This window comes from Pokkaliibacter sp. MBI-7 (assembly GCF_029846635.1).
Lineage (GTDB): Bacteria > Pseudomonadota > Gammaproteobacteria > Pseudomonadales > Balneatricaceae > Pokkaliibacter.
Genome location: NZ_JARVTG010000002.1, coordinates 847,501 through 867,823 on the forward strand (window position 1 = coordinate 847,501; position 20,323 = coordinate 867,823).

The following is a 20,323-nucleotide window of genomic DNA, read 5'->3' on the forward strand; positions in this document are numbered from 1 at the left end:
CAAGGCTTGCCCAAACTGCTGGCCATGGCTGTAAATGAAATGTGGCTGTCTGCCAACATGGCCTTCGTCATGTTCCATGCACTATCACAAGGCGGCTGCGAGATTCTGCTGAATGCCGCGAATGCAGCACAGCAGGCGCGCTATCTCCCCGCACTGGCCTCGGGTCAGTGGTCTTTAGCCATGGCACTGACCGAGCCGAACGCAGGCTCAGACCTGGCACCCACAACGACCAGAGCCTTTCCACTGGGAGATGGACAGTACCGGATCAAAGGCCAGAAGCTATTCATTACCTATGGTGAGCATGATCTGACGGAAAACACTGTTCATCTGGTACTGGCCCGTACTCCCGATGCTGCCCCCGGCTCCCGTGGCCTGTCGCTGTTCATCGTTCCCAAATATCGGATCAACCCCGATGGCACCCTGGGTGATGAAAATGATCTTCGCTGTGTGTCGATAGAACACAAGCTCGGTCTGCACGGCAGCCCTACTTGCTCCATCAGCTATGGCGATCAGGATAACTGTATCGGTGAGCTGATTGGCAACGAAGGTCAGGGGCTGTCATTGATGTTCATCCTGATGAATGAAGCGCGGTTGAGTACCGGCCTCCAAGGGGTCGCAACAGGTGAAATGGCCTATCAGCGCGCTTTGAGCTACGCCAGTGAGCGTATGCAGGGAAATCACTGGCAGGACAACAAGCGCCGCGTCGCCTTGATTGAGCATCCCGATGTAGCTCGTATGCTGCTATCGATGCGATCTCGGGTACTCGGTCTGCGCTCCCTCGCCTATCTGATCTCTGCTCGCATTGATCTGGCCAATCACTGCACCGACCAGAACGAGCAGCATACCCTGCTCGCAAATGTGGCGTTACTAACCCCCATTTTTAAAGCCTTCGCCACCGAGCAGGGCCACGAAATGAGTGGTACGGCCATTCAGATCTTTGGCGGTATGGGCTTTATTGAAGAAACCGGTGTCGCACAACTCATGCGTGACAGTCGCATTACCACTATCTATGAAGGTACCACCGGCATTCAGGTCAAAGCCTGCGCAGATCGCCTACTTTCTTCCACTGCCTTGCGATTGCCGGCTCAACAGCTAATGGCCTGCAGCGAGCAGCTGCAACAGGTTATTGACGAATTACTCACCGATGATAAAACAGTACAACTGCGTTGCTACGCAGGTGCCGTCCCGCTTCTGGATACCCTCGGCTATCTGCTCACGGGCTGGCAACTAGCTGAACTGGCCAGCTCACCGCAGCTGGCCGAATACGAAACCACCTATCAGCAGAATATGGTGGCGCTGGCGCAGTTCTATACTGCCCATCATCTGGTCAAAGTCCCTGCTTTGCTGCAGACCGTCGCCACCGCAGAGACCGGTCTTGCCGACTATCGCTTCAACATATGACCAGCAGGCGCTGCGCAGTACCTGCCCTTAACACCACTTCTGCTTGGTTTCACCAAAATAGGGATAGGCAAGACGCTTTTTGATCAGCAGGTCGGCCAGCTTGACGTTGTCGATATAAACATCTGCAAGTATGCGGAAGTACTTGTCACGCTGCAGATGACGCAGCTCGATCACCCGCGCGCCACGCAGAGCGGCCACGGTCACCTGTTTGGCCTGCTGCGCCAGATTCTTTTCACGCGGGCACTGGCCCCTGATCTCCGGTGCATCGATGCCGTATACCCTGACCGGCACCCGCTCACCGACAATCCCGGGCCAGTTCTGAATATTCACCGTGAAGGTATCAGCATCATAGATGGAGGTGACCTCACTGACTCGCACCGTGCCATATTCCCGGGGAGCAGAGTGAACAGAAAACGAAACAAGTAATGCAGTAGCGCATAACAAGGTACGACGGAGCGACAACATAAAAGCACACACCTATACGTGGGACTACCAATAACCACGCCCGCATTGTAGGCCAGCAGTGCGGAACACAGGTGCATTTTGATGTTTAAAAACGTAACAAATTCAATTGGTTAGTTAATTATGCAAGATCACGCCTTGTGTGAACGAGCCTGCAAGTCAGCTTTCATGGTGTGCGCTACACGCTCAACCATTTTCGACCTTGGCCGCCCTGCCTTATAAATCAGACCGTAGGAATACAGTGGAGGCTCCACCAGCGGGCGCCAGTCGAGACCGTTATCCTCCAGACTGTCCAGCAATATGCTATTGACGATGGAGACGCCCAGCCCTTTCGCCACAAACTGGCAGGCGACGCCGACGGAGTGCACTTCAATCTTGACCTTGGGCTTGACGCCCTGACGGTGAAAGTAAAAATCAATATCCTTGCGGGCACTGCTTTGCCTGCCCAGCAGCACCATGGGCACCGCCGCCAGATCGTTAGCAGCAATCACCTTGAGTTCGCTCAGCGGATGGCCCTTGGGCATGACACAAACGGCTTCGCACTGATCGATCTTGTCGAATTCAAAATGCGGATTTTCATAGACGCGCGTAAACCCGAGATCAGCCTCACGGTTCTCCACCTTGCTTTCAATGCTGACATAGCTCCCCGTGAGCACCTCAAACACAATACCGGGGTTTTCTGCCATCAGCCGCTCGATCAGCCTAGGCATATAGTTGAGTGCAAGGGTGTAAGGCACGGCCACTTTGACCAGTTGATTACGAAATCGCCCCAGCCGTATCTCTTCGGCATGTCTGGCCATACCGTTGACGCGCTCCATGATGTCGACGGCGGAAATCAGCAGTTCTTCCGCTTCCGGTTTCGCCAGCAGGCGGCCTTTGCTGCGGATGAACAGCTCCAGACCAAGATCTGCCTCCAGTTGCGCCAGCATACGGCTGATGGCCGACTGCGACTGACCCAGGCTCTCCGCTGCGGCCTTGGTCGAGCCAAGCGACATGATCGCAGTAAATACTTCCAACTGTTTGATATTCATAGCATTCCAGATAATTCGCCAAGCCACTGGCAGCGCATCCTGCATAGCGTAATGCGAAAAATGCATACCGTTGCACAGGCTGGATTGTGGCGGTTATGTTGCAATTCAGCGGTTCGCGAGCCACACACCGAAACAACAATTACCACAAACACTGACTTTTAGAGAACAGTGAAGCGGAGTAGTCGAATGGCAACAAACAGCAGCCCGGCGCTAGGCTCGCCGGAACCTATCACCCCGCACGGTGCATCCCCCTCTCAGGCGGCACTGCAGAAGAAACTGAACCCGGTCTTGATTTTGCTTCTGGTGGTCGCCATCGCAGTGGCCCTGACCTATCTGCTGGATTCAGGCGCCTATCAGCGCGAAGGTAAAAGCATTCTTCCTGACAGCTATCACGTCATCGACAAAAGTCGATCACCCCTGCAGCTGCTGGGCGTGGGGGAAGTGGCCAAGGGACAGGCACAACCTGTCAGCCTGATCGATGCGGTGGTCAGTATCCCTGAAGCACTGGAGAAAAGTGCCGGGCTGATCTTCATGGTGCTGTTTATCGGTGGCATGTTTGGCGTACTGACCCGTATAGGTGCAGTGGAAACGGGCCTCGAACGCATGCTGTCGCTGACGCGTGGCAACGTCTACGTGCTGGTCCCCACCATGATGATCATCTTTTCCTTCGGCAGCACCTTTATGGGGATGGCCAAGGAGTACCTGCTGCTGATCCCCATGGTGATCGCCATGATGCAACGCATGGGTCTGTCGAGTCTGATTGGCCTCGCCATCGTCGCCATTCCGGTCAAGATGGGCTACCTCTCCTCGATCACCAATCCCTATGCCCTGTCAGTGGCACAGCCTCTGGTTGGCATCCCGGTGTTCAGCGGCATCGGCATGCGCATCTTTGTTTACGCGGTACTGATGGTGGTGGGCATCGCCTTTATGTTGTGGACCATTCACCGCGCAGAGAAAGACACGTCCGTTACTGCGCAATGGAATAGCGCACCGTTGCCAGTCCGCCATCTCTGGGTGCTGATCACCTTGGGTCTGGGGATTGCCTTTCTGGTGTACGGCTCGCAGACGTGGCACTGGGAAGAAGAGCACCTGTCCGCCTACTACCTGACACTGGCGGTGGCTTTTGCCATGCTCGGCGGACTGAGTGCCAGCGATACGGCTGATGCCTTCCTTGAAGGCATGAAGAAAGTGCTGGCAGCGGGTGTGCTGATTGCCCTGGCCACGTCGGTTGCGATCATTCTGAAGAAGGGCCAGATTCTCGACTCCATCGTCCACTCGCTGGTGGGGCTGGTAGGCGGTGATAATCCCTTCCTTGCCTCTGTGGGCATGTTCTTCTCGCAGTTGCTGATCGATATCGCCATCCCCTCTACTTCCGGTCAGGCCGCCGTCACCATGCCCATTCTGTCTCCCGTGGGACAACTGGCGGGCGTTGACCCTCACACCACCGTACTGGCGTTCCTGCTCGGCAATGGGCTGACCAACATGATTACCCCCACCTCAAGCGGTCTGCTGATCTTCCTCGCCACCGCTCAGGTAGGCTGGGGCCAGTGGGCACGCTTTATCCTGCCGCTGTGTCTGATCGTCGCCTTGCTGTCCATGGGCTTCCTGGCCATCAGCCTGGCGGTATACGGCTGATAGAAGCGCCCTGCCCCGGACGTGCTCGGGTTCTGGCTTGCCAGATCGTGAACACGCTCCAGGGCAATGCTCATCGCCGCAAAACGCGCCGCCCTCTCTCCTGTAAAAGCAGATTTCTACTATGCAGCTGTTACTCAATCAAACCGTCAGCACCCGTGATGGCATCTCACTGGCCACTGACGTCTATATGCCCGAGGGGCTCGGCCCCTGGCCCGTGGTACTGGAGCGCACCCCCTATAACAAAAACGCCCCCTCCCGCTCTGAAGTAGACCGCAGGGGCCATCGCCTGTCCCGTGAGGAAATGGCTGAGGCGTTCGCCGCAGCGGGTTTCGCCACCGTGTTTCAGGACTGCCGTGGGCGACATGGTTCCGACGGAGTATTTATCAAATACGTTAACGAAGCCGAAGATGGCTATGACACCCTGCAATGGATCGTGGAGCAGCCCTGGTGTAACGGCAAGATTGGCACCATGGGACTGTCTTATGCGGCCCACACGCAACTGGCACTGGCCTGCCTCAACCCACCCGGACTGGCCTGCATGGTGCTCGACTCCGGTGGTTTCTCCAATGCCTACCAGTGCGGCATCCGTCAGGGTGGCGCTTTTGAACTAAAACAGGCGACCTGGGCCTATCGTCAGGCCTTGCAAAGCCCTGAAGCTGAAGCGGACCCTGTTCTCAAAAAGGCGCTGGAGCAGGAAGACATTCGCCACTGGTTCAGTCGAATGCCCTGGAGCAAAGGCCACTCTCCGTTACGTCACCTGCCCGACTACGAAGACTACCTGCTGCAGCAATGGCAGAACGGCACCTTTGGCCCGTTCTGGCAACAGCTGGGCATTTATGCCGAAGGCTTTTATGACACCCTTCCTGATATCCCGGTCATGCTGATGTCCAGCTGGTACGACGCCTATGTCAAAACCACGCTGGACAACTATGCCGCACTGAGAAGTCGCAAGACTTCATCTCTGGCACTGGTCATGGGCCCCTGGCTGCACGGCGACAGGAATGACACCTTTGCCGGTGATGTGTCCTTCGGGCCACAAAGCTGCTTTGACGGTCAGGTAGCGAGCGACTGGCTGCGTTATCGCATCGACTGGTTCATACGCTGGATGAAGAATGAGCAGGCCGCAGTCACTCAACCGCAAGCCGACACTATCCATATCTTCCAGATGGGGGGCGGAAGTGGCAGCAAAGACGCCAATGGCCGGATGGAGCACGGTGGCCAGTGGCTGCAAAGTACCCACTGGCCCATGCCGGACAGTCGTACAGAACGGCTGTATCTGCATGCCGGAGGCGTGCTTTCACCCGGCAAACCACAAACCGCTGAGGCTTGTGCATGTTTGCAGGCGGACCCGCATAATCCGGTGCCTACGGTGGGTGGCTCGCTGACTTCTGGTATGCCTGTCTTTGCCGGTGGAGGATTTGATCAGCGCGAAGAGGCCAGATTTTTCGGCGCTCGCGGTGATGGCTTACCACTCAGTGCCCGCCATGACGTACTGGTCTTCGAAACTGCACCTCTGGCGGAGGATATGCAGGTGGCGGGTGCGATCAAAGTGCAGCTCTATATCGACAGTGATGCGCCGGATACCGACTTCACCGTCAAGCTGGTGGACGTCTACCCCGCCAGCGAAGACTATCCGCAGGGCTTTGCCCTGAATATCACCGATGGCATCTTCCGCTGTCGTTATCGTCACGGCTTTGACAAACCGCAGCTGCTGACGGCCGGTGAAGTGGTGGAAATCACCATTGAGCCGTTCGCCACCTGCAACCTGTTCCGTAAGGGACATCGACTGCGTCTGGATATTGCCGGCAGCAACTTCCCCAAATACGACGTCAACCCCAATAGCGGCGAACCCGAAGGGCAAGCCCGACTCAAACGCATTGCCAACAACAGGGTGCACCTGTCTGCACGCTATCCATCCCATCTGACACTCAACGTACTGCCAGCACAAAGCGCGGATAGTGCCTGCAGTGGAGCGAACGCCTGATCGCCCTGTACTAAAAACGATTCAGGCAGCCTGTGTGCTGCCTGAGTTCCTATCTTTACCGGAGTTCAGCCCGGCGGGATCGGGTGCAACGCCTGCTCGCCCACGACCGTAAACCACTCTCTTGCCTGCCACTGCCGCACCAGCCCGTTGATAACGTAGGGATCAGCCCCGGCGAAGGCTTCCACCTCAGCGACATCGGTGACTTTGAACACCATCACGCCCTGCATCGGACCTTCGGTGATGGCACCGCCCAGCACCAGTTGCCCGGACGTCAGAAAAGGCTCGCAGTGCGCCAGATGGGCCTGACGATACTGGCCACGCTGTTCGAGATAATCGTCGACATAATCATAGGTAAGCAAAACATGTTTCATTCTGACGGCCTCTTTGTAGCTGCACATCCGCACCATCTGACAACGCTTTCACACGTTGTTGCAACATAGCCTGATCAGACGATCAACCCCTGTGTTCTAGCCTCTGCAACCACCTCTGCGACGATGCCCAGTGCCAATGGCAGACGGCTCTTCGCCCCCCTGATCAGTCCGATCGGACCTTTCACCCGGGCGATCTGTGCCTCAGCCACATCCTGCTCCTGCAGATACTGCAAACGCAGCTGATGCGCTCTGGGGCTGCCCATCGCACCGATATAAAACGCTGGTGTGCTGAGCAGCCGATGGAGAATATCGGCCTCGATATCGTGGTCATGGAAACACAGCACCACGGCCGTCCACGGATCGATGGCGGTTAAATCCAGACGTGCCACCGAAGTGAAATGATGGTTGGCACTGATCCCGACCGACGCCACTTCACGCAGCGTTGTCTGGTTGTTGGTGTAGCTCTGGGTCTCAAGCTCCATCGCCGCCGCAATATGACCAATAGCCGCCACCGCCGGGCCTGCACCGATAACAATCATCTGTGGCGCAGGCAGATGGGCACGCCAGAATTCGTCATCGCGACGCTGGGAGCCTGCCGGTTGGCCGGGCTGCATTTCCACAATACGGCTCTGCCCACTGTGCAAATCCGTCACATGCCAGAACGGTACGCGTTGCTGCTTGAGCTGCATGACCTGCTCGATGAGTTCCAGACTCAGGCTCTGGTCATAATAGATATCCAGCCCACTACCACAAGGCAGCTCAATATCGACGTAGGGAGAATCCTTACCATAGCGACTGGTGCGGTTACGTTGTTGCTGCAGGCACTCGACCGCCTCCAGCGCCACGCTTTTCTCCACACAGCCGCCTGACAGATAACCGACAAAGTCACCGGAATCGGCTACCGCCATCTGCGCACCCAGAGCCCGCGGCGACGAACCTTCAATATGGATCAGAGACACCAGCGCGGTACGGTAGCCGCGTCGCGCCCAGCGTAACAGCCGGGGCCAGACGTCTTCCTGATTATCGAACTGATTGATGATCACGTGGCCATACTCCTGTTACCTTGACCACCCTGTTCACGCCTGCCACTCATGGTGCAGGCCGTGAACAGGAACCGGTTCTACTGGCTGGTACTGAGCGTCTGCAAATAAGCAATCACATCGGCACGGTCAGATGCAGAAGGGATACTGATCGGCATAGTGGTGCCCGGCACGACAGCAAAAGGAGAGGTCAGGAAGGTATCCAGCGTTTTGGCATCCCACACCACATCATAGTTTTTCAGTGCCGGGGTGTAGTTCACGCCAGCCAGCGAACCGGCATGACGCCCCACGACCCCCAGCAGGCTTGGGCCTACCAGTGGTGATCCATTGGTCGTATGACAGGCACTGCACTGAGCGGTAAACAGCTCACGGCCATGGCCTGCGTCCCCCGCCGCCAGTGTGCTACCGGCATAGGCGATGGCGGTCAGTGTCATCAGGTGTAAAGCAGTACGACGAATAACCTTCATCTACGTCAGACCTTAAGTTCAGAAGGGTTGATAGGCAGTGTGCGAATACGCTTGCCAGTGGCAGCAAAGACGGCGTTGGTAATCGCGGGGAATACGGCGGCCGTGCCCGTCTCACCGACGCCACCGGGTGCTTCGAGGCTGTCGACGATATGCACGTCAACATGCGGCGCCTCATACATCCGCACGGGCTGATAGGTATCGAAGTTACTCTGCTGAACCTGCCCGTCCTTGACGGTAATGGCACCGTAGAGCGCCGCAGTCAGGCCGAAAACTGCCCCGCCTTCGATCTGCGCTTTGACCGTATCCGGGTTGACCGTCAAACCACAGTCAATCACCGCATGAATACGCTGGCAGCGCACCGCGCCCTGCTCACTGACGGCCACTTCCGCGACCATTGCCAGATAGCTGCCAAAGGCAAACTGCACCGACACACCCAGACCGTGACGTTCCGGCAACTGCCTGCCCCACCCCGCCTGCTTCAGCGCCAGTTCCAGTACCTGCCTGGCACGGGGGTTGTTACCCAGCAACGCCAGACGATAGCTGGCCGGATCCTGTTTGGCCGCTGCCGCCATTTCGTCGATAAAGCTTTCCACCATAAAGACGTTGTGCGTCGGGCCCACTCCACGCCACCAGGACGTCAGCACACCGCGAGGCTCCACACGGCGGAATTCAACACGGATATTGTCAAATTCATACGGCGGCTCTTTGGCGCCCTCCACCCCGTCCGGGTCGACACCGTTCACAAAGGCACCGGGGAAGGCGCGCGCCATGATGGACGAGCCGGATACCCGGTGAAACCACGCTACCGGTTTGCCTTCCGCATCAAGGCCACCCCACAGCCGGTCATAGTAATAGGGACGGTAGAAGCCGTGCTGAATATCCTCCTCACGGCTCCAGATGACCTTCACCGGCCCCTGGACCTGTTTGGCAACCTTGACAGCATGGATCATACCGTCCAGTTCAAGGCGACGGCCAAAGGCACCGCCCATCAGGAAGTTATTGATAAACACTGACTCCGGCGGCAGCCCGGTCAGCTGGGCAACAGTTGCCTGCGCCAGTGTCAGGGTCTGGCAGCCACCCCATACATCACAACGCTTATCGGTGATCTGAACCGTATAGTTCATCGGTTCCATGGGGGCATGAGACAGAAACGGTAACTGATAGACCGCTTCCAGACGTGTAGCTGCCTGCGCCAGCGCCTTTTCGACATCGCCATCGTTGCGGGCCAGCCCGCCCGGTTGCTGCGATTCGGTATCCAGCTGATGCAACAGCTCATCCATACCCACGCTCGCGTTATCGCCAAAATCCCACTTGATGGCAGCAGCGCGCAGCCCTTTAATGGCAGCCCAGGTGTTGTCAGCAACGACGGCCACTGCCTCGTCAGTCAGCACCACTTGCTGCACACCACGCACGGCTTTGATAGCCGCTTCATCGACGGACACAGGCTTGCCACCCACGACGGGGCATACGGCGATGGCAGCATGCTTGAGGTCAGGGATCTGGAAATCGATACCGTACTGCGCTTTACCACGGACCTTATCCGGCGTATCGATACGGTGATGGGGTTTACCAAGCAGCGTCATCTGTTCAGGCGTTTTGAGCACAACACTGTCTGCAGCAGGTTGTGGCAGCCGGGCGGCGATGTCGACCAGCTCGCCGTAGCTGAGCTTGTGCTGGCCACTGGCATCATACACATGGCCGCCTTTCGCCTTGCAGCTGGCCGGATCAACCTTCCACACCTGCGCCGCCGCGGCAATCAGCAGCGTGCGGGCTACCGCACCGGCCTGACGTAATGGCGTCCAGAAGGCACGTATGGTGGTCGAACCGCCAGTCACCTGATAGCCACCGATGGCCGGGTTACCGTACAACGCGGCATTGGCCGGAGAAGCCAGCACCTTAACGGTATCGACATCCACTTCCAGCTCTTCCGCCAGCAGCATGGACTGGGCCATGTACACACCCTGCCCGACTTCCGCCATGGGCATCACCAGCGTGACCTGGTTGTCATGGCCGATCCGGATAAAAGCACCCAGATCCGTGAGGCTGGCCTCAGGCTGTGCTGCCAGCACCTGAGCAGGCAACTGCAGCCCGACGATCAGACCACCGCCCAGCATGCCACCGAGTTTGAGAAACTGACGACGATCCAACGCAGGAGAATTGATTGCGCTCATGGTTCAGACCTCCTGCGCTGCGTTCTTGATGGCCTGCCGGATACGCTGATACGTACCGCAGCGGCAGACGTTGCCGGACATGGCGCCATCGATATCGGCATCGGTCGGGTGAGCATTGCTGAGCAGCAACGCGGTGGCTGACATCAGCTGGCCAGACTGGCAATAGCCACATTGCGGCACATCCAGCTCAACCCATGCCTGTTGCAGGGCTTTGCCCTGAGGCAGCGCATCAATCGCTTCGATAGTGGTGATACTGCCGCCTTTGGCGACACTGACGGGTGTCAGGCAAGAACGAATGGCCTGATTATTGAGCATCACGGTGCAGGCACCGCACAGGGCTTTGCCACAGCCAAATTTGGTCCCTGTCAGTCCGACGATATCGCGGATCGCCCACAGCAGGGGCATATCATCGTCCACATCCAGGTCATAGGGTTTACCGTTGATCTGCAGTTGGATGGCCATCGTGTTTCCCTCATCAAGTCGCTCTGCCGGCTTTTATCTGAGCATCCTATGTCACCCGCGTCAGGACCGAATGCCCATTGCTACGGCAGACTTGCCTGATTCTCCGAAGCTGCTGACGGAGGACTGACAAACCTCTGCCGGAGGAGGTCAGAAATAGGGGTTCTGTTAAGCAGAACTGTTAGGGAAGGACTGCAGAATACCCAGCCGGCAACAGCGAATAAATGCATTCAGTACCGACCATGCTGAGGACGGCAAATGCACGCTGTGAAGCCACTCGCAGCCAGTAACGGCTGTATGGCCAACGCGACAAAGCCCTGTCTGGCAAATTGGCAGACAGGGCCCCAGGCGACTTGAGGCCGGGTATCCAGAGCAGATATCGAAGACACCCCATTACTCGGTGTAGCACACCGGGGCCCTCAGCCATAAAGCAGCCGCCATCCTGTTCCGGGGAGCATCGGGAGCACGATGGCGGGCTGTGAGTTATCAGAAGAGGAAAGCAGAACGTTATTATCAAGCCATAACGACAGTGTTAATGTCCTCCTGCGTACGATAGCGCTCCATGTCCTTGGAAGGTGACAAACCGAACATCCGTGAGTATTCACGGCTGAACTGTGACGGGCTGTCGTACCCTACTTCATACCCTGCTCTGGACACTTCCAGATCCTGCGAGAACATCAGACTGCGTGCCTCCTGCAGACGAAGCTGCTTCTGATACTGCAAAGGCGTCATATGCGTGACAGCCTTGAAGTGCTGAAAGAATGCCGCTGAACTCATACAGGAAATGTCCAGCAGCTCGCTGATATCAAAAGGTTCACGGAAGCGCTCACGGATATGCTGGATCGCCGCGCTGATCCGGCGCAGCCGACTATCACGATTGGCAATCTGCTGAATCAGCGGCCCCTGCTCACCATTGATCAGCCAGTACAGAATCTCCCGCTCGGCCAGCGGCGCGATATAGGAAATGTCACCGGGGCTGTCGAGCAGTGAAACCAGCCTGATCATGGCGTCCAGCAGACGTGGTGTGACCAGATTGATATTCATTGCCCTGTCGCAGCGCAGCGTCGCATCCTGCCTGATATTGAGATCCAGCATCATGTCGCTCAGCCCTTTGACATCCAGATCCAGGCGGATGCCAAGATACGGCTCTTCCGCTGATGCCTGAATGACGTGGCCGAACACCGGCACATCCACTGACACCACCAGATAATGAGCAGGGTCATAGATGTACGTTTCCTTACCCAGCGTCGCTTTCTTCGCACCCTGAACAATCAGGCACAACGCCGGTTCATGCAGCCCAAAGCGGGGCTCAGTAGGAGCCGACAGCCGCGCCAGGCCAAGACGTGGAATCGCCGTATCATAGAGGCCATCCGATGCACAGAAGCGCGTCAGCATGCCTGCCAGCTCTTTGGTACGTACAGCGATATCGTCGCTCATCAATCCTCTCCTTGTGCACACACCGTGTGCATCATGACAACATGTCTTCAGCCATGCAGGCGTTCCCGGTAAAGAATCATCCCCGCGTGGTACAGGACACCGTTTACAAAGTCGCCTTCAGCATCGAAGCCCTTGTCATCCTGATAGTCAATGTGGTCATCGACTATCTGATACCACCCTTGATAAGCATGATGCCGTGTACCTCTGTGCTCAACATAACGTCCGTCCAGCATCAGTTCATGGCGAATATAGCCATCTGTGGTCACCCACATGCCTACGTAGGGGTGGACTTGGGTCTTCATGATTGCGATCTCCTCTGTGAGTAAAACAGCCATCCTGCGCGGAGGCGCACCTGATGCCGGATGGCCTGTGAGCCTGTTTGCGATCTGCCGGGAGCGGGCTGTGCGACACGGGGATATTCCCTAATGGTGGGGCCGGGCTGACGAGATCGTGAACACGCTCAGGGCGATGTTTGGGATTAATTCAGGTTATAAAAGTGGGGACAAAGCAAATTCAGCACGCTTTACCCAGCAGATTGCGAAACGGCGTCACGTTGATCCAGTCCAGCCGTTCTGCCACTGACGGGCGTGCCGGGGAGCGGCTGGTGTCAGGCTGAGCGCCGCTGCTTTGCGCAGGCGTGCTCATCATCTGGTAGTGGTAAAGGTCAAACACGCCGTGCACCAGTTCAGGCAGGCGGTCGATAAAGTGCTGCATATGTGGCTGACGAAAATGGGCCTGCAGGTCATCCTCATTGCGCCAGCGCTCAACGATGACCCACAGATCCTGGTCATCCAGCGACTGGTGCACATCAAATGCCTGGCACCCTTCCTCCGCCCGACTGGGCTCCACCAGCTCGATCAGTGCCCGTCCTAAATGAAGAGATTGGCCCTGCTGTGCGCGAACATAGGCCATGATGGTCAGTGCTTCCATGGAGTCCTCCGGCTGACAGATGCCATGCATCTGCCTGATCAAAGTAAGAGGGTAAGTTCATGGATAACGGGGGAACTGCGGTGTTATCCATGGCAACCATGATGCACCAGGCGATGCGAGCACTATTAGTCAGATGGTCTGCAAGACTTGCACAATATTCCAGACTGCTCTGCTCAGGTGGCAGAGCAGCGGTTTGCCTGTGACCCTCACAAACAGGAGGACGGGCCGCTTTTGCGGTATGGAATATCAATACCTTCTCAAACGAAGCGACGATCCATCTCTTCGCAGAGCCAGTGCCCGATAATCATGTGGGCTTCCTGCACACGGGCGGTTTCCGTGGTTGGCATGCGGAGTGTGACATCGGCGATATCCAGTAGCTTGCCACCGCTCTGCCCGGTCCATGCATAGGTAAAGCATCCCAGCGCCCGTGCTGCTTCAATACCCTGAATCACGTTGGCACTGTTGCCGGACGTGGACAGGCCAATAATCACGTCCTCAGGTCGTGCCAGTGCCTGAATCTGCCGGACAAAAACCGAGTCAAAGCCATAGTCATTGGAATGCGCGGTCAAAATGGAGGTGTCCACCGTCAGCGCCAGTGACGCCAGTGGCCGGCGTTCTTCCTTGTAGCGCACCACAAATTCGGTGGCCAGATGCTGGCAATCCGCGGCGCTGCCACCGTTGCCCATGAACAGCACCTTGCCCTGACCACTGACACAGCGATACACCCGCTCGGCCATGGCATTCAGTTCAGGTTCAAGCTCACCGAGAGTCCTGACCGCGTCCAGATGGCGGGCCAGGGTCGCAGAAAATGACATTGTTTAGTCCTTTGTGATTCAGTTGATCTGGTCTGCCTCTGCTACGAGGTGACGTCTCAGGCTTCAGTCATTGCCAATATTTTTGCCGCCGCCCATTCATCCGTGATCAGCACGGTGGGCTTCAGCATACGAATGGCACCCAGCATCGCCTCGACTTTCTCCATGCCACCCGAAGAGAGGATGCGAATAGGTACCTTGGCCAGGGTCGGCAGCGGCACCGACATGACACGATCATTGAGGGGAGAATCCACCAGCTCCCCCTGCACGTTGTAGAAATGCAGCATCATGTCGCCCACCGCGCCCTGCTGTCGGGCATGTTCCTGCTCTTCCGCCGAGATCATGCCGATACGACGATAGGTCGCGTCGGGCAACATGGCACCGGCACTCAACAGCACCGCATCCAGCGTTTCCGCCAGATTGAACACCTCGTGCAGGCCACAGTGGCTGACCAGACGTTCACGGGTTTCCGGAGAGTCCACCAGCGCCGGTGCCGTCATCAGGAAACACTCGGCATTGAAGGTGTCAGCAAAACGCCAGGCAAACTCGGCGGGGTTGAATTTGCTGGCTTTCATGATGCCGCCCAGCATGGACACCACCGACAGCCCTTCTATGGCGTTCTGCGGCATGAAGCTGAGCGACGACAACAGGGTGCGTCCCCAGCCCACGCCTATTTTCATATGGGGCCGGATAATGGACGACACGTAGCGCCCGGTGGCGGCGCTGATGGGAATGGCGGCATCGCGGTCAGGCTCTGACAGTGGGACGACGATCACTTCGCCAATATCAAAGCGCTGCTCCAGTGCCCGCTCCAGCCGCACGCAGTCAGCCAGACCATGATCAATACTGATCTTGACCTCCTGCTGTTCCTTGGCCGTGGCCAGCATGCGCAGCACGGTCACCCGGCCAAGCCCCAGCTGCTTGGCAATATCGTTCTGTGTCATGCCTTCAACAAAATACATCCAGGCGGCCCGCAGCCGCAGGCGGCTGCTGTTGGACCCCGACGACTCGATCACACTGTCGTCTATCGTTGAGTGTTTATCTTGATTACTCATGCTGCCCTTATGTCTGTTGGAATCGTATGGTGCGCCAGCCTGCCCATGTCAGCGCGGCGTTGATCGCGCTGGTCATGAACTATTGTTATGTTCTTTGTATAACTGTTCTGCCGCATTATAGATCAGCGTATGAGGAGCTGCTGTACTGAGTTCAGCAAATTGCTGCTACAGGGCATCAAAGCGATGAAATCACCTGCTTGGCCCGCAATATGGAGGTTGAACTCATGCTCAGTTCCGTCACGCCCAGAGCCACCAGCGAGGGAATCATTTCCGGCTTGGCTGCCGCTTCACCACAGACACCCACCTGAATGCCGTGTTGCTCCGCTGCGTTACACACCATGCGAATGGCGTTGAGCACAGCCGGGTGGTCAGTACGGTACAAGTGCGCCAGACGGGCATTCATACGATCCACCGCCATGACGTACTGGGTCAGGTCGTTAGTGCCGATGGAGAAGAAGTCGACCTCTGCCGCCAGTGTTTCGGCGGTCAGCACCGCTGCCGGTGTTTCAATCATGATGCCGACCTTAGGCTGGCCCGTGGCGATGCCTTCTGCCTCAAGAGTCTGCGCACATTCGGCCAGCAGTGCCTTGGCTCGGCGCAGTTCATCAACATCACTCACCATGGGGAACATGATTTTGATATTCCCCTCAACCGAGGCACGCAGCAGCGCCCGGAGCTGAGGGAGAAATATGTCTGGTCGGTCGAGGCACATGCGTAAGCCGCGCCACCCCAGAAAAGGGTTTTCCTCCTGCGGAAACTGAATGCCGGGCAATGGCTTGTCTCCGCCAACATCCAGCGTGCGGATGATGACAGGATGCGGCGCAAAGGCCTTCGCCAGCTCGGTGTACACCCTGGTCTGTTCTTCTTCATCAGGAAGGGAGCGGCGATCCATGAACAACAGCTCGGTACGGAACAGCCCCACCCCCATGGCACCGGCTTCAATGGCAGCATGAATCTCTTTCAGGGTACCCAGATTGGCGGCAACCTCGATGACCCGGCCATCGCGGGTGGTGGGTGTCAGATGTCTGAAATCCTGCAGTGCCTGCAGCTGTTGCTGTTCGCGATGCTCAGCCGCCTGGCAGCGCTCAATTACGGCCTCCTCCGGGTCAAACCAGACATGACCGTCGGCGCCATTGAGGGCAACCTGCCTGACTGAGCGCAGACTGTCGAGTGATACCCCAAGGCCCAGCACCGCAGGAATACCGTGGGCTCTGGCCATGATGGCTACATGGGACGTCGCACTGCCGTGCATACACACAATGCCGCGTATCTGAGCCAGATTGGCACGGGCAAAATCCAGCGCTGACAGGTCTTCAGCAATGACGATACAGGGCTGCTCCAGCTCACTGAGACAGACATCTTCCTTGCCCAGCAGACGCAGGGTCAGTTGCCGGGTAATGCCTCTCACATCTTCTGCCCGGGCCTGAATATAGGGATCGTTCACACCTTCCAGCGCGGCCGCCAGCTCATCACCCACAGCAAGGCAAGCACTGGCAGCGTCGCAGCCACTCAGTACGCGCTGGCGAATGGCGCCGTGATATTCCTCATCCGCACTGACATCCAGTAACGATTCAATGATGTTTCGATCTTCCTCCGACGCATCCAGCTGCTCCATCAGCCGTTCACGCATCTGCCCGAAGATCTGCTCAAAACGCTGCCATTCCTTTTCCTCGGTACCTGCCGCCAGTCGCAGACAGGGCGCTTTCAGCACTTCAGGCAGATAGACAAAGGCGTCTGCAACCCGATGTCCTTCACTGGCACCGATGCCTTTGCAGGCCGTGTTCGCCCCTTCCTTACGGCTGCATGCGGTGTGCGGCGCTGCGGTCAAGGAAGCAGGCACAACGGCATCATTGCTTGCCGCCGCTATACCGACGCCAGCCTGCTCGTCCAGCAGGAACAGTTTCAGACTGAGGATAGCCTGTTCTTCATCTTCGCCACTGGCGCGAATCACCACTTCCTCAAACTGCTTGACACCCAGCAGCATGATCTTGACGGCGCTCTTACCATTGGCAGCGAGGCCATCGCGGATCACTTCAACGTCCGATTTGAACGACTTGGCCAGCTTGGCAAACTGAGTCGAGGGACGGGTGTGCAGCCCCTCTTCAACCCGTACCTGTGTCTTCAGCTCATACATTTCATTCTGATCCTTTTATTCTTATTCGAGACCACAACGCTATCCACCGCATCACCAGGATGCCTGCCGACAGGCGCATTTATAGCCTTTCAATGATCCGACAACGAGGACCCGCAGCATGGCTGCAGGTCCGCAATCGAGGTCAGAACACCAGTTCGATACTGGCACCGGCACTGAGCTGTGCCTGCAGAGCACCAATATTCACGGGCTCCACGCAGATTTCACCCGGACGCCCGGCGACATCTTCACCATTGAAGTTGATCACCACATGGCCAAGCTCACTGACCTTGTTCCAGGCCGTTTCACCTACGGCGGTAACGACCGCTTCCACCTGTCCCACCCGCAACAAACTACCGACCGGCGGAGTGCTGTCTGCCTGCTGCTCAACCTGATGCAGCACAGACACTTCTGCCAGCTCTGCGGGTGCGCCATCGGCATACAGAATCAATACGCCACCATCCAACAGGGCTTCTACTTCGGGTCCAACTGCAGTGATGGTTGTTTTGTAGTACTGCATTACGTGTTCCTCATTCCTAGCCGGGTAAATCCATTAAAGGTCTGTCCCTGAGCATTTCAGGTTTATTGCGGGCTGCAACATTCGCGGTGGTTACAGTGCCAGACTGGCTACCCAGGCAATCAGTACCGATACCGGGCCCATGATCTGACGGCTCAGCAGTACCGCCGGTACCCCTACCTTGATCGTCTCTGGTTTGGCTTCGCCGAGCGCCAGCCCCACGGGCACAAAATCGCAACCCACCTGGGTGTTATAAGCAAACAGGGCAGGTAATGCCATCGCCGGAGGAATGGTGCCATTACCAATGGCCGGGCCGATGATGGCCGCACCAATCACCTGCGCGATGACCGCACCCGGGCCAAGCACCGGTGACAGAAACGGCAGACCACAGATCGCGGCCAGAATAAACAGGCCGATAATATTGCCGGCCAGCGGTTCCAGCAGGTGAGCAAGGCCATTACCGATGCCGGTGCTGTTGATGATGCCGATCAGCATCGTGACAAATGCCATAAAGGGCAGAACGTTACGGATAACCGTATCAATAGAACGCCGGCCGCTGTTGAACAGCACCCCGACCACACCGCCCATGCCACGCCCAATACGGGTAATCAGCCCGACCAGCCCTTTGCCGCTGTCCTGACTGTTGACTGAGGCTCGTGCCGCCGCCACTGCTGACTGAGCACTGTTGCTCGTGCTCTCTGAGGCGGTCGGAGCTGCAGCGGGTGCGCTGCCATCGCTGTAACTCAGGTTGCCGGGCTTCACCGCAGACACATAAATGTGCTCCTGAATGAACTGTGCCAGTGGCCCTGACTGGCCGACGGGAGTGAGGTTGATAGTAGGAATGTTCTTGCGCGGATACACCCCGCAACGTGCCGTGCCGCCACAGTCGATCACCACCGCGGCGATCTCGCTTTCGATGGGAGGACTGCGAAACCCATCCACCACCTCGGCACCTGTCATCTCGGCCAGACGGCGTGCCACCTCGGGGATATCACCCCCGGTAACGGCAACGATCTTGTTGCGCTGTGCGGTGGGCGTAATCACCAGAGGACCGCCCCAACCACCATTACCCCGCTCTACTTTGACTGATCTGTATTGCGCATCTTTCATGTCGCCGACTCCATTATTCTTGTTATTGCCGTTTGATCTGACTGGCGGGTGCCCTGCTCTTGCGTTGCCCCCGCTCAGATGACCGATCTGTTATTTAACAGGCAGTGCATCACCTGGGCTTGCAGGTGCCGCTTTGCCAGACTGCTCGCTTTCATTGCCTTCCAGCACAATCCCTTCACGGCGTGCCAGAAAGACGGTAATGCGCTCGGTCAGAATGCCTTTGAGCAGATTCACCAGCAGGCCCACCAGCAGATAGAACAGTGCCAGCTTGGCGACAGAGAATGGCGCCGTGCCGTTATTCACCAGCGTAGTGATACCGGTGGCAACGCCCAGCCAGACAAAGAGTTCACCCGGGTTGCAGTGCGGGAACAGGCCGGTGATGGGATGCACCAGCGATACGGCAGAGTCATAAAAAGCAGGTTTATAGCGCTCTTTGAGGAACACACCGAAGGTATAGGCCATCGGGTTGGTCAGAAAGAATACCGCCAGCAGCGGCAGCAAGGTGTAGCGCAGGATAATGTTGCGCGACGCCATGCGCGCAACTCCCTGAATACGCTGTTCACCGACCAGCTCGATGATGGCGTACACCGCCGTCAGCAGCACGATCAGCGTCGGTAATATTCCACTCACAAAACCGACAAAGGTTTTGCCCCCTTCATTGAAGACACCGATAAAAGCCTCGGCGGCATGGGTCAACAGTTCCAGCATAACGCTCTCCTGATATTGTTATCGTTGTTACAGAGGTAGTTGTTATTCAGAAAATGGGTGCAGCTTTATCCGGTCACAGACATCGCACCGTCAGGTGCTTGCCTGCGCCGTACCGGCCAGCGACAGAGGCTGATCCTGCATTGCCTGCCCGGTGTCTGCAGAAGGCTTGCGGGGTGCCTTCTCCAGTTTGCGCGGATGAGCGTCACAGGCCTGATCGAAGGCCATAACCGTTGCCTGATGCAGCCCTTTTCCGGCAGCAGGCAACGAAGACAGAGCAGTGAGCAGATCTGTCTTGTCGTATCCACAGAGTTGCGGATAAGTTTTAAAGCGGGAAAAAATCGTGCGACCTGTCATCGCCTGGAATGTCGCCACCTCGTGATCTTCAGTGAGCACCAGAATGACCAGAGCCCCCTGAGATACCACGCCGCGCTGACAGCCCACGCCAAGGTAACCGCGCTGCCAGGCATTCATGGTGGCCGCCAGCGCACGACGATATTTGCGAATCTGGTAGACGGATCCGACGCATTGCAATCCCCATAACAGAGCCAGTGCGCCTAATCCCCAGTGAACGTATTCCATGGCTTTCTCCTGTAATTATTTTT

20 protein-coding genes (1 of these 20 cut by a window edge) are annotated in these 20,323 nt (G+C 57.2%); 3 read left to right on the forward strand and 17 right to left on the reverse strand.

Annotated elements, in window-relative coordinates; genetic code table 11:
• A protein-coding gene (locus QCD60_RS23525) for an acyl-CoA dehydrogenase (RefSeq protein ID WP_279788983.1) crosses the window boundary here: on the forward strand, nucleotides 1–1,401 show its 3' portion. It extends 183 nt beyond the left edge of the window; 1,401 of the gene's 1,584 nt are visible here — the last part of the coding sequence; its start codon lies off the left edge, out of view; the stop codon is at nucleotides 1,399–1,401.
• Nucleotides 1,402–1,428: 27 nt separating this feature from the next.
• Here QCD60_RS23525 and QCD60_RS23530 read toward each other — a convergent pair whose 3' ends face one another.
• The gene (locus QCD60_RS23530) at nucleotides 1,429–1,866 is read right to left on the reverse strand and encodes a thermonuclease family protein (protein WP_279788984.1); all 438 of its coding nucleotides are present in this window, start codon (nucleotides 1,864–1,866) and stop codon (nucleotides 1,429–1,431) included.
• A 128-nt stretch (nucleotides 1,867–1,994) separates the two neighbouring features.
• Nucleotides 1,995–2,894: a LysR family transcriptional regulator gene (locus tag QCD60_RS23535; RefSeq protein ID WP_279788986.1), complete on the reverse strand. Its 900-nt coding sequence runs from the start codon at nucleotides 2,892–2,894 to the stop codon at nucleotides 1,995–1,997.
• 186 nt (nucleotides 2,895–3,080) lie between these two features.
• On the opposite strand from QCD60_RS23535, the gene QCD60_RS23540 reads away from it, so the two are divergent.
• Complete coding sequence (locus QCD60_RS23540) at nucleotides 3,081–4,529, forward strand: Na+/H+ antiporter NhaC family protein (protein WP_279788988.1); 1,449 nt, start codon at nucleotides 3,081–3,083, stop codon at nucleotides 4,527–4,529.
• A gap of 121 nt (nucleotides 4,530–4,650) precedes the next feature.
• A complete protein-coding gene (locus QCD60_RS23545; protein WP_279788990.1) occupies nucleotides 4,651–6,513 on the forward strand; it encodes a CocE/NonD family hydrolase in 1,863 nt (620 codons plus the stop codon).
• Between the two features lie 65 nt (nucleotides 6,514–6,578).
• Here QCD60_RS23545 and QCD60_RS23550 read toward each other — a convergent pair whose 3' ends face one another.
• From QCD60_RS23550 to QCD60_RS23620, 15 genes are all read right to left on the reverse strand, one after another.
• A complete protein-coding gene (locus QCD60_RS23550; RefSeq protein WP_279788992.1) occupies nucleotides 6,579–6,884 on the reverse strand; it encodes a YciI-like protein in 306 nt (101 codons plus the stop codon).
• Nucleotides 6,885–6,958: 74 nt separating this feature from the next.
• Nucleotides 6,959–7,927, reverse strand: coding sequence for an XdhC family protein (locus tag QCD60_RS23555; protein ID WP_279788994.1), 969 nt, complete (start codon nucleotides 7,925–7,927; stop codon nucleotides 6,959–6,961).
• A 77-nt stretch (nucleotides 7,928–8,004) separates the two neighbouring features.
• Nucleotides 8,005–8,391 carry a c-type cytochrome gene (locus QCD60_RS23560; protein WP_279788996.1) on the reverse strand — a complete coding sequence of 129 codons (387 nt, stop codon included), beginning with the start codon at nucleotides 8,389–8,391 and terminating at the stop codon, nucleotides 8,005–8,007.
• A gap of 5 nt (nucleotides 8,392–8,396) precedes the next feature.
• Nucleotides 8,397–10,562: a molybdopterin cofactor-binding domain-containing protein gene (locus QCD60_RS23565; protein ID WP_279788998.1), complete on the reverse strand. Its 2,166-nt coding sequence runs from the start codon at nucleotides 10,560–10,562 to the stop codon at nucleotides 8,397–8,399.
• 3 nt (nucleotides 10,563–10,565) lie between these two features.
• The gene (locus QCD60_RS23570; protein WP_279789000.1) at nucleotides 10,566–11,024 is read right to left on the reverse strand and encodes a 2Fe-2S iron-sulfur cluster-binding protein; all 459 of its coding nucleotides are present in this window, start codon (nucleotides 11,022–11,024) and stop codon (nucleotides 10,566–10,568) included.
• Between the two features lie 510 nt (nucleotides 11,025–11,534).
• Nucleotides 11,535–12,458 (reverse strand): AraC family transcriptional regulator, encoded by a 924-nt coding sequence (locus QCD60_RS23575; protein WP_279789001.1) that lies wholly within the window; start codon nucleotides 12,456–12,458, stop codon nucleotides 11,535–11,537.
• Nucleotides 12,459–12,505: 47 nt separating this feature from the next.
• Entirely contained in the window at nucleotides 12,506–12,760 is a 255-nt protein-coding gene (locus QCD60_RS23580) for an Atu4866 domain-containing protein (RefSeq protein ID WP_279789002.1), read from the reverse strand.
• Nucleotides 12,761–12,971: 211 nt separating this feature from the next.
• A complete protein-coding gene (locus tag QCD60_RS23585; RefSeq protein ID WP_279789004.1) occupies nucleotides 12,972–13,388 on the reverse strand; it encodes a putative quinol monooxygenase in 417 nt (138 codons plus the stop codon).
• A gap of 257 nt (nucleotides 13,389–13,645) precedes the next feature.
• Nucleotides 13,646–14,203, reverse strand: coding sequence for an SIS domain-containing protein (locus QCD60_RS23590; RefSeq protein WP_104154918.1), 558 nt, complete (start codon nucleotides 14,201–14,203; stop codon nucleotides 13,646–13,648).
• Between the two features lie 56 nt (nucleotides 14,204–14,259).
• Entirely contained in the window at nucleotides 14,260–15,255 is a 996-nt protein-coding gene (locus QCD60_RS23595; RefSeq protein WP_279789007.1) for a sugar-binding transcriptional regulator, read from the reverse strand.
• Nucleotides 15,256–15,430: 175 nt separating this feature from the next.
• Nucleotides 15,431–17,389, reverse strand: coding sequence for a phosphoenolpyruvate--protein phosphotransferase (gene ptsP, locus QCD60_RS23600; protein ID WP_279789009.1), 1,959 nt, complete (start codon nucleotides 17,387–17,389; stop codon nucleotides 15,431–15,433).
• Nucleotides 17,390–17,531: 142 nt separating this feature from the next.
• Entirely contained in the window at nucleotides 17,532–17,906 is a 375-nt protein-coding gene (locus QCD60_RS23605) for a PTS glucitol/sorbitol transporter subunit IIA (RefSeq protein ID WP_279789011.1), read from the reverse strand.
• Nucleotides 17,907–17,996: 90 nt separating this feature from the next.
• Nucleotides 17,997–19,013, reverse strand: a complete 1,017-nt coding sequence (locus QCD60_RS23610; protein ID WP_279789012.1) for a PTS glucitol/sorbitol transporter subunit IIB — start codon at nucleotides 19,011–19,013, stop codon at nucleotides 17,997–17,999.
• A 90-nt stretch (nucleotides 19,014–19,103) separates the two neighbouring features.
• Entirely contained in the window at nucleotides 19,104–19,721 is a 618-nt protein-coding gene (locus QCD60_RS23615; RefSeq protein ID WP_279789013.1) for a PTS glucitol/sorbitol transporter subunit IIC, read from the reverse strand.
• Nucleotides 19,722–19,811: 90 nt separating this feature from the next.
• Complete coding sequence (locus QCD60_RS23620; protein WP_279789014.1) at nucleotides 19,812–20,300, reverse strand: transcriptional regulator GutM; 489 nt, start codon at nucleotides 20,298–20,300, stop codon at nucleotides 19,812–19,814.
• Between the last annotated feature and the right edge of the window lie 23 nt (nucleotides 20,301–20,323).

What these genes read in the sequence shown, in the direction of transcription:
- QCD60_RS23530 (WP_279788984.1), bottom strand. Translation starts at nt 1,866, where the DNA reads ATGTTGTCGCTCCGTCGTACCTTGTTATGCGCTACTGCATTACTTGTT.
- QCD60_RS23535 (WP_279788986.1), bottom strand. Translation starts at nt 2,894, where the DNA reads ATGAATATCAAACAGTTGGAAGTATTTACTGCGATCATGTCGCTTGGC.
- QCD60_RS23540 (WP_279788988.1), top strand. Translation starts at nt 3,081, where the DNA reads ATGGCAACAAACAGCAGCCCGGCGCTAGGCTCGCCGGAACCTATCACC.
- QCD60_RS23545 (WP_279788990.1), top strand. Translation starts at nt 4,651, where the DNA reads ATGCAGCTGTTACTCAATCAAACCGTCAGCACCCGTGATGGCATCTCA.
- QCD60_RS23550 (WP_279788992.1), bottom strand. Translation starts at nt 6,884, where the DNA reads ATGAAACATGTTTTGCTTACCTATGATTATGTCGACGATTATCTCGAA.
- QCD60_RS23560 (WP_279788996.1), bottom strand. Translation starts at nt 8,391, where the DNA reads ATGAAGGTTATTCGTCGTACTGCTTTACACCTGATGACACTGACCGCC.
- QCD60_RS23565 (WP_279788998.1), bottom strand. Translation starts at nt 10,562, where the DNA reads ATGAGCGCAATCAATTCTCCTGCGTTGGATCGTCGTCAGTTTCTCAAA.
- QCD60_RS23570 (WP_279789000.1), bottom strand. Translation starts at nt 11,024, where the DNA reads ATGGCCATCCAACTGCAGATCAACGGTAAACCCTATGACCTGGATGTG.
- QCD60_RS23575 (WP_279789001.1), bottom strand. Translation starts at nt 12,458, where the DNA reads ATGAGCGACGATATCGCTGTACGTACCAAAGAGCTGGCAGGCATGCTG.
- QCD60_RS23580 (WP_279789002.1), bottom strand. Translation starts at nt 12,760, where the DNA reads ATGAAGACCCAAGTCCACCCCTACGTAGGCATGTGGGTGACCACAGAT.
- QCD60_RS23585 (WP_279789004.1), bottom strand. Translation starts at nt 13,388, where the DNA reads ATGGAAGCACTGACCATCATGGCCTATGTTCGCGCACAGCAGGGCCAA.
- QCD60_RS23590 (WP_104154918.1), bottom strand. Translation starts at nt 14,203, where the DNA reads ATGTCATTTTCTGCGACCCTGGCCCGCCATCTGGACGCGGTCAGGACT.
- QCD60_RS23595 (WP_279789007.1), bottom strand. Translation starts at nt 15,255, where the DNA reads ATGAGTAATCAAGATAAACACTCAACGATAGACGACAGTGTGATCGAG.
- ptsP (WP_279789009.1), bottom strand. Translation starts at nt 17,389, where the DNA reads ATGTATGAGCTGAAGACACAGGTACGGGTTGAAGAGGGGCTGCACACC.
- QCD60_RS23605 (WP_279789011.1), bottom strand. Translation starts at nt 17,906, where the DNA reads ATGCAGTACTACAAAACAACCATCACTGCAGTTGGACCCGAAGTAGAA.
- QCD60_RS23610 (WP_279789012.1), bottom strand. Translation starts at nt 19,013, where the DNA reads ATGAAAGATGCGCAATACAGATCAGTCAAAGTAGAGCGGGGTAATGGT.
- QCD60_RS23615 (WP_279789013.1), bottom strand. Translation starts at nt 19,721, where the DNA reads ATGCTGGAACTGTTGACCCATGCCGCCGAGGCTTTTATCGGTGTCTTC.
- QCD60_RS23620 (WP_279789014.1), bottom strand. Translation starts at nt 20,300, where the DNA reads ATGGAATACGTTCACTGGGGATTAGGCGCACTGGCTCTGTTATGGGGA.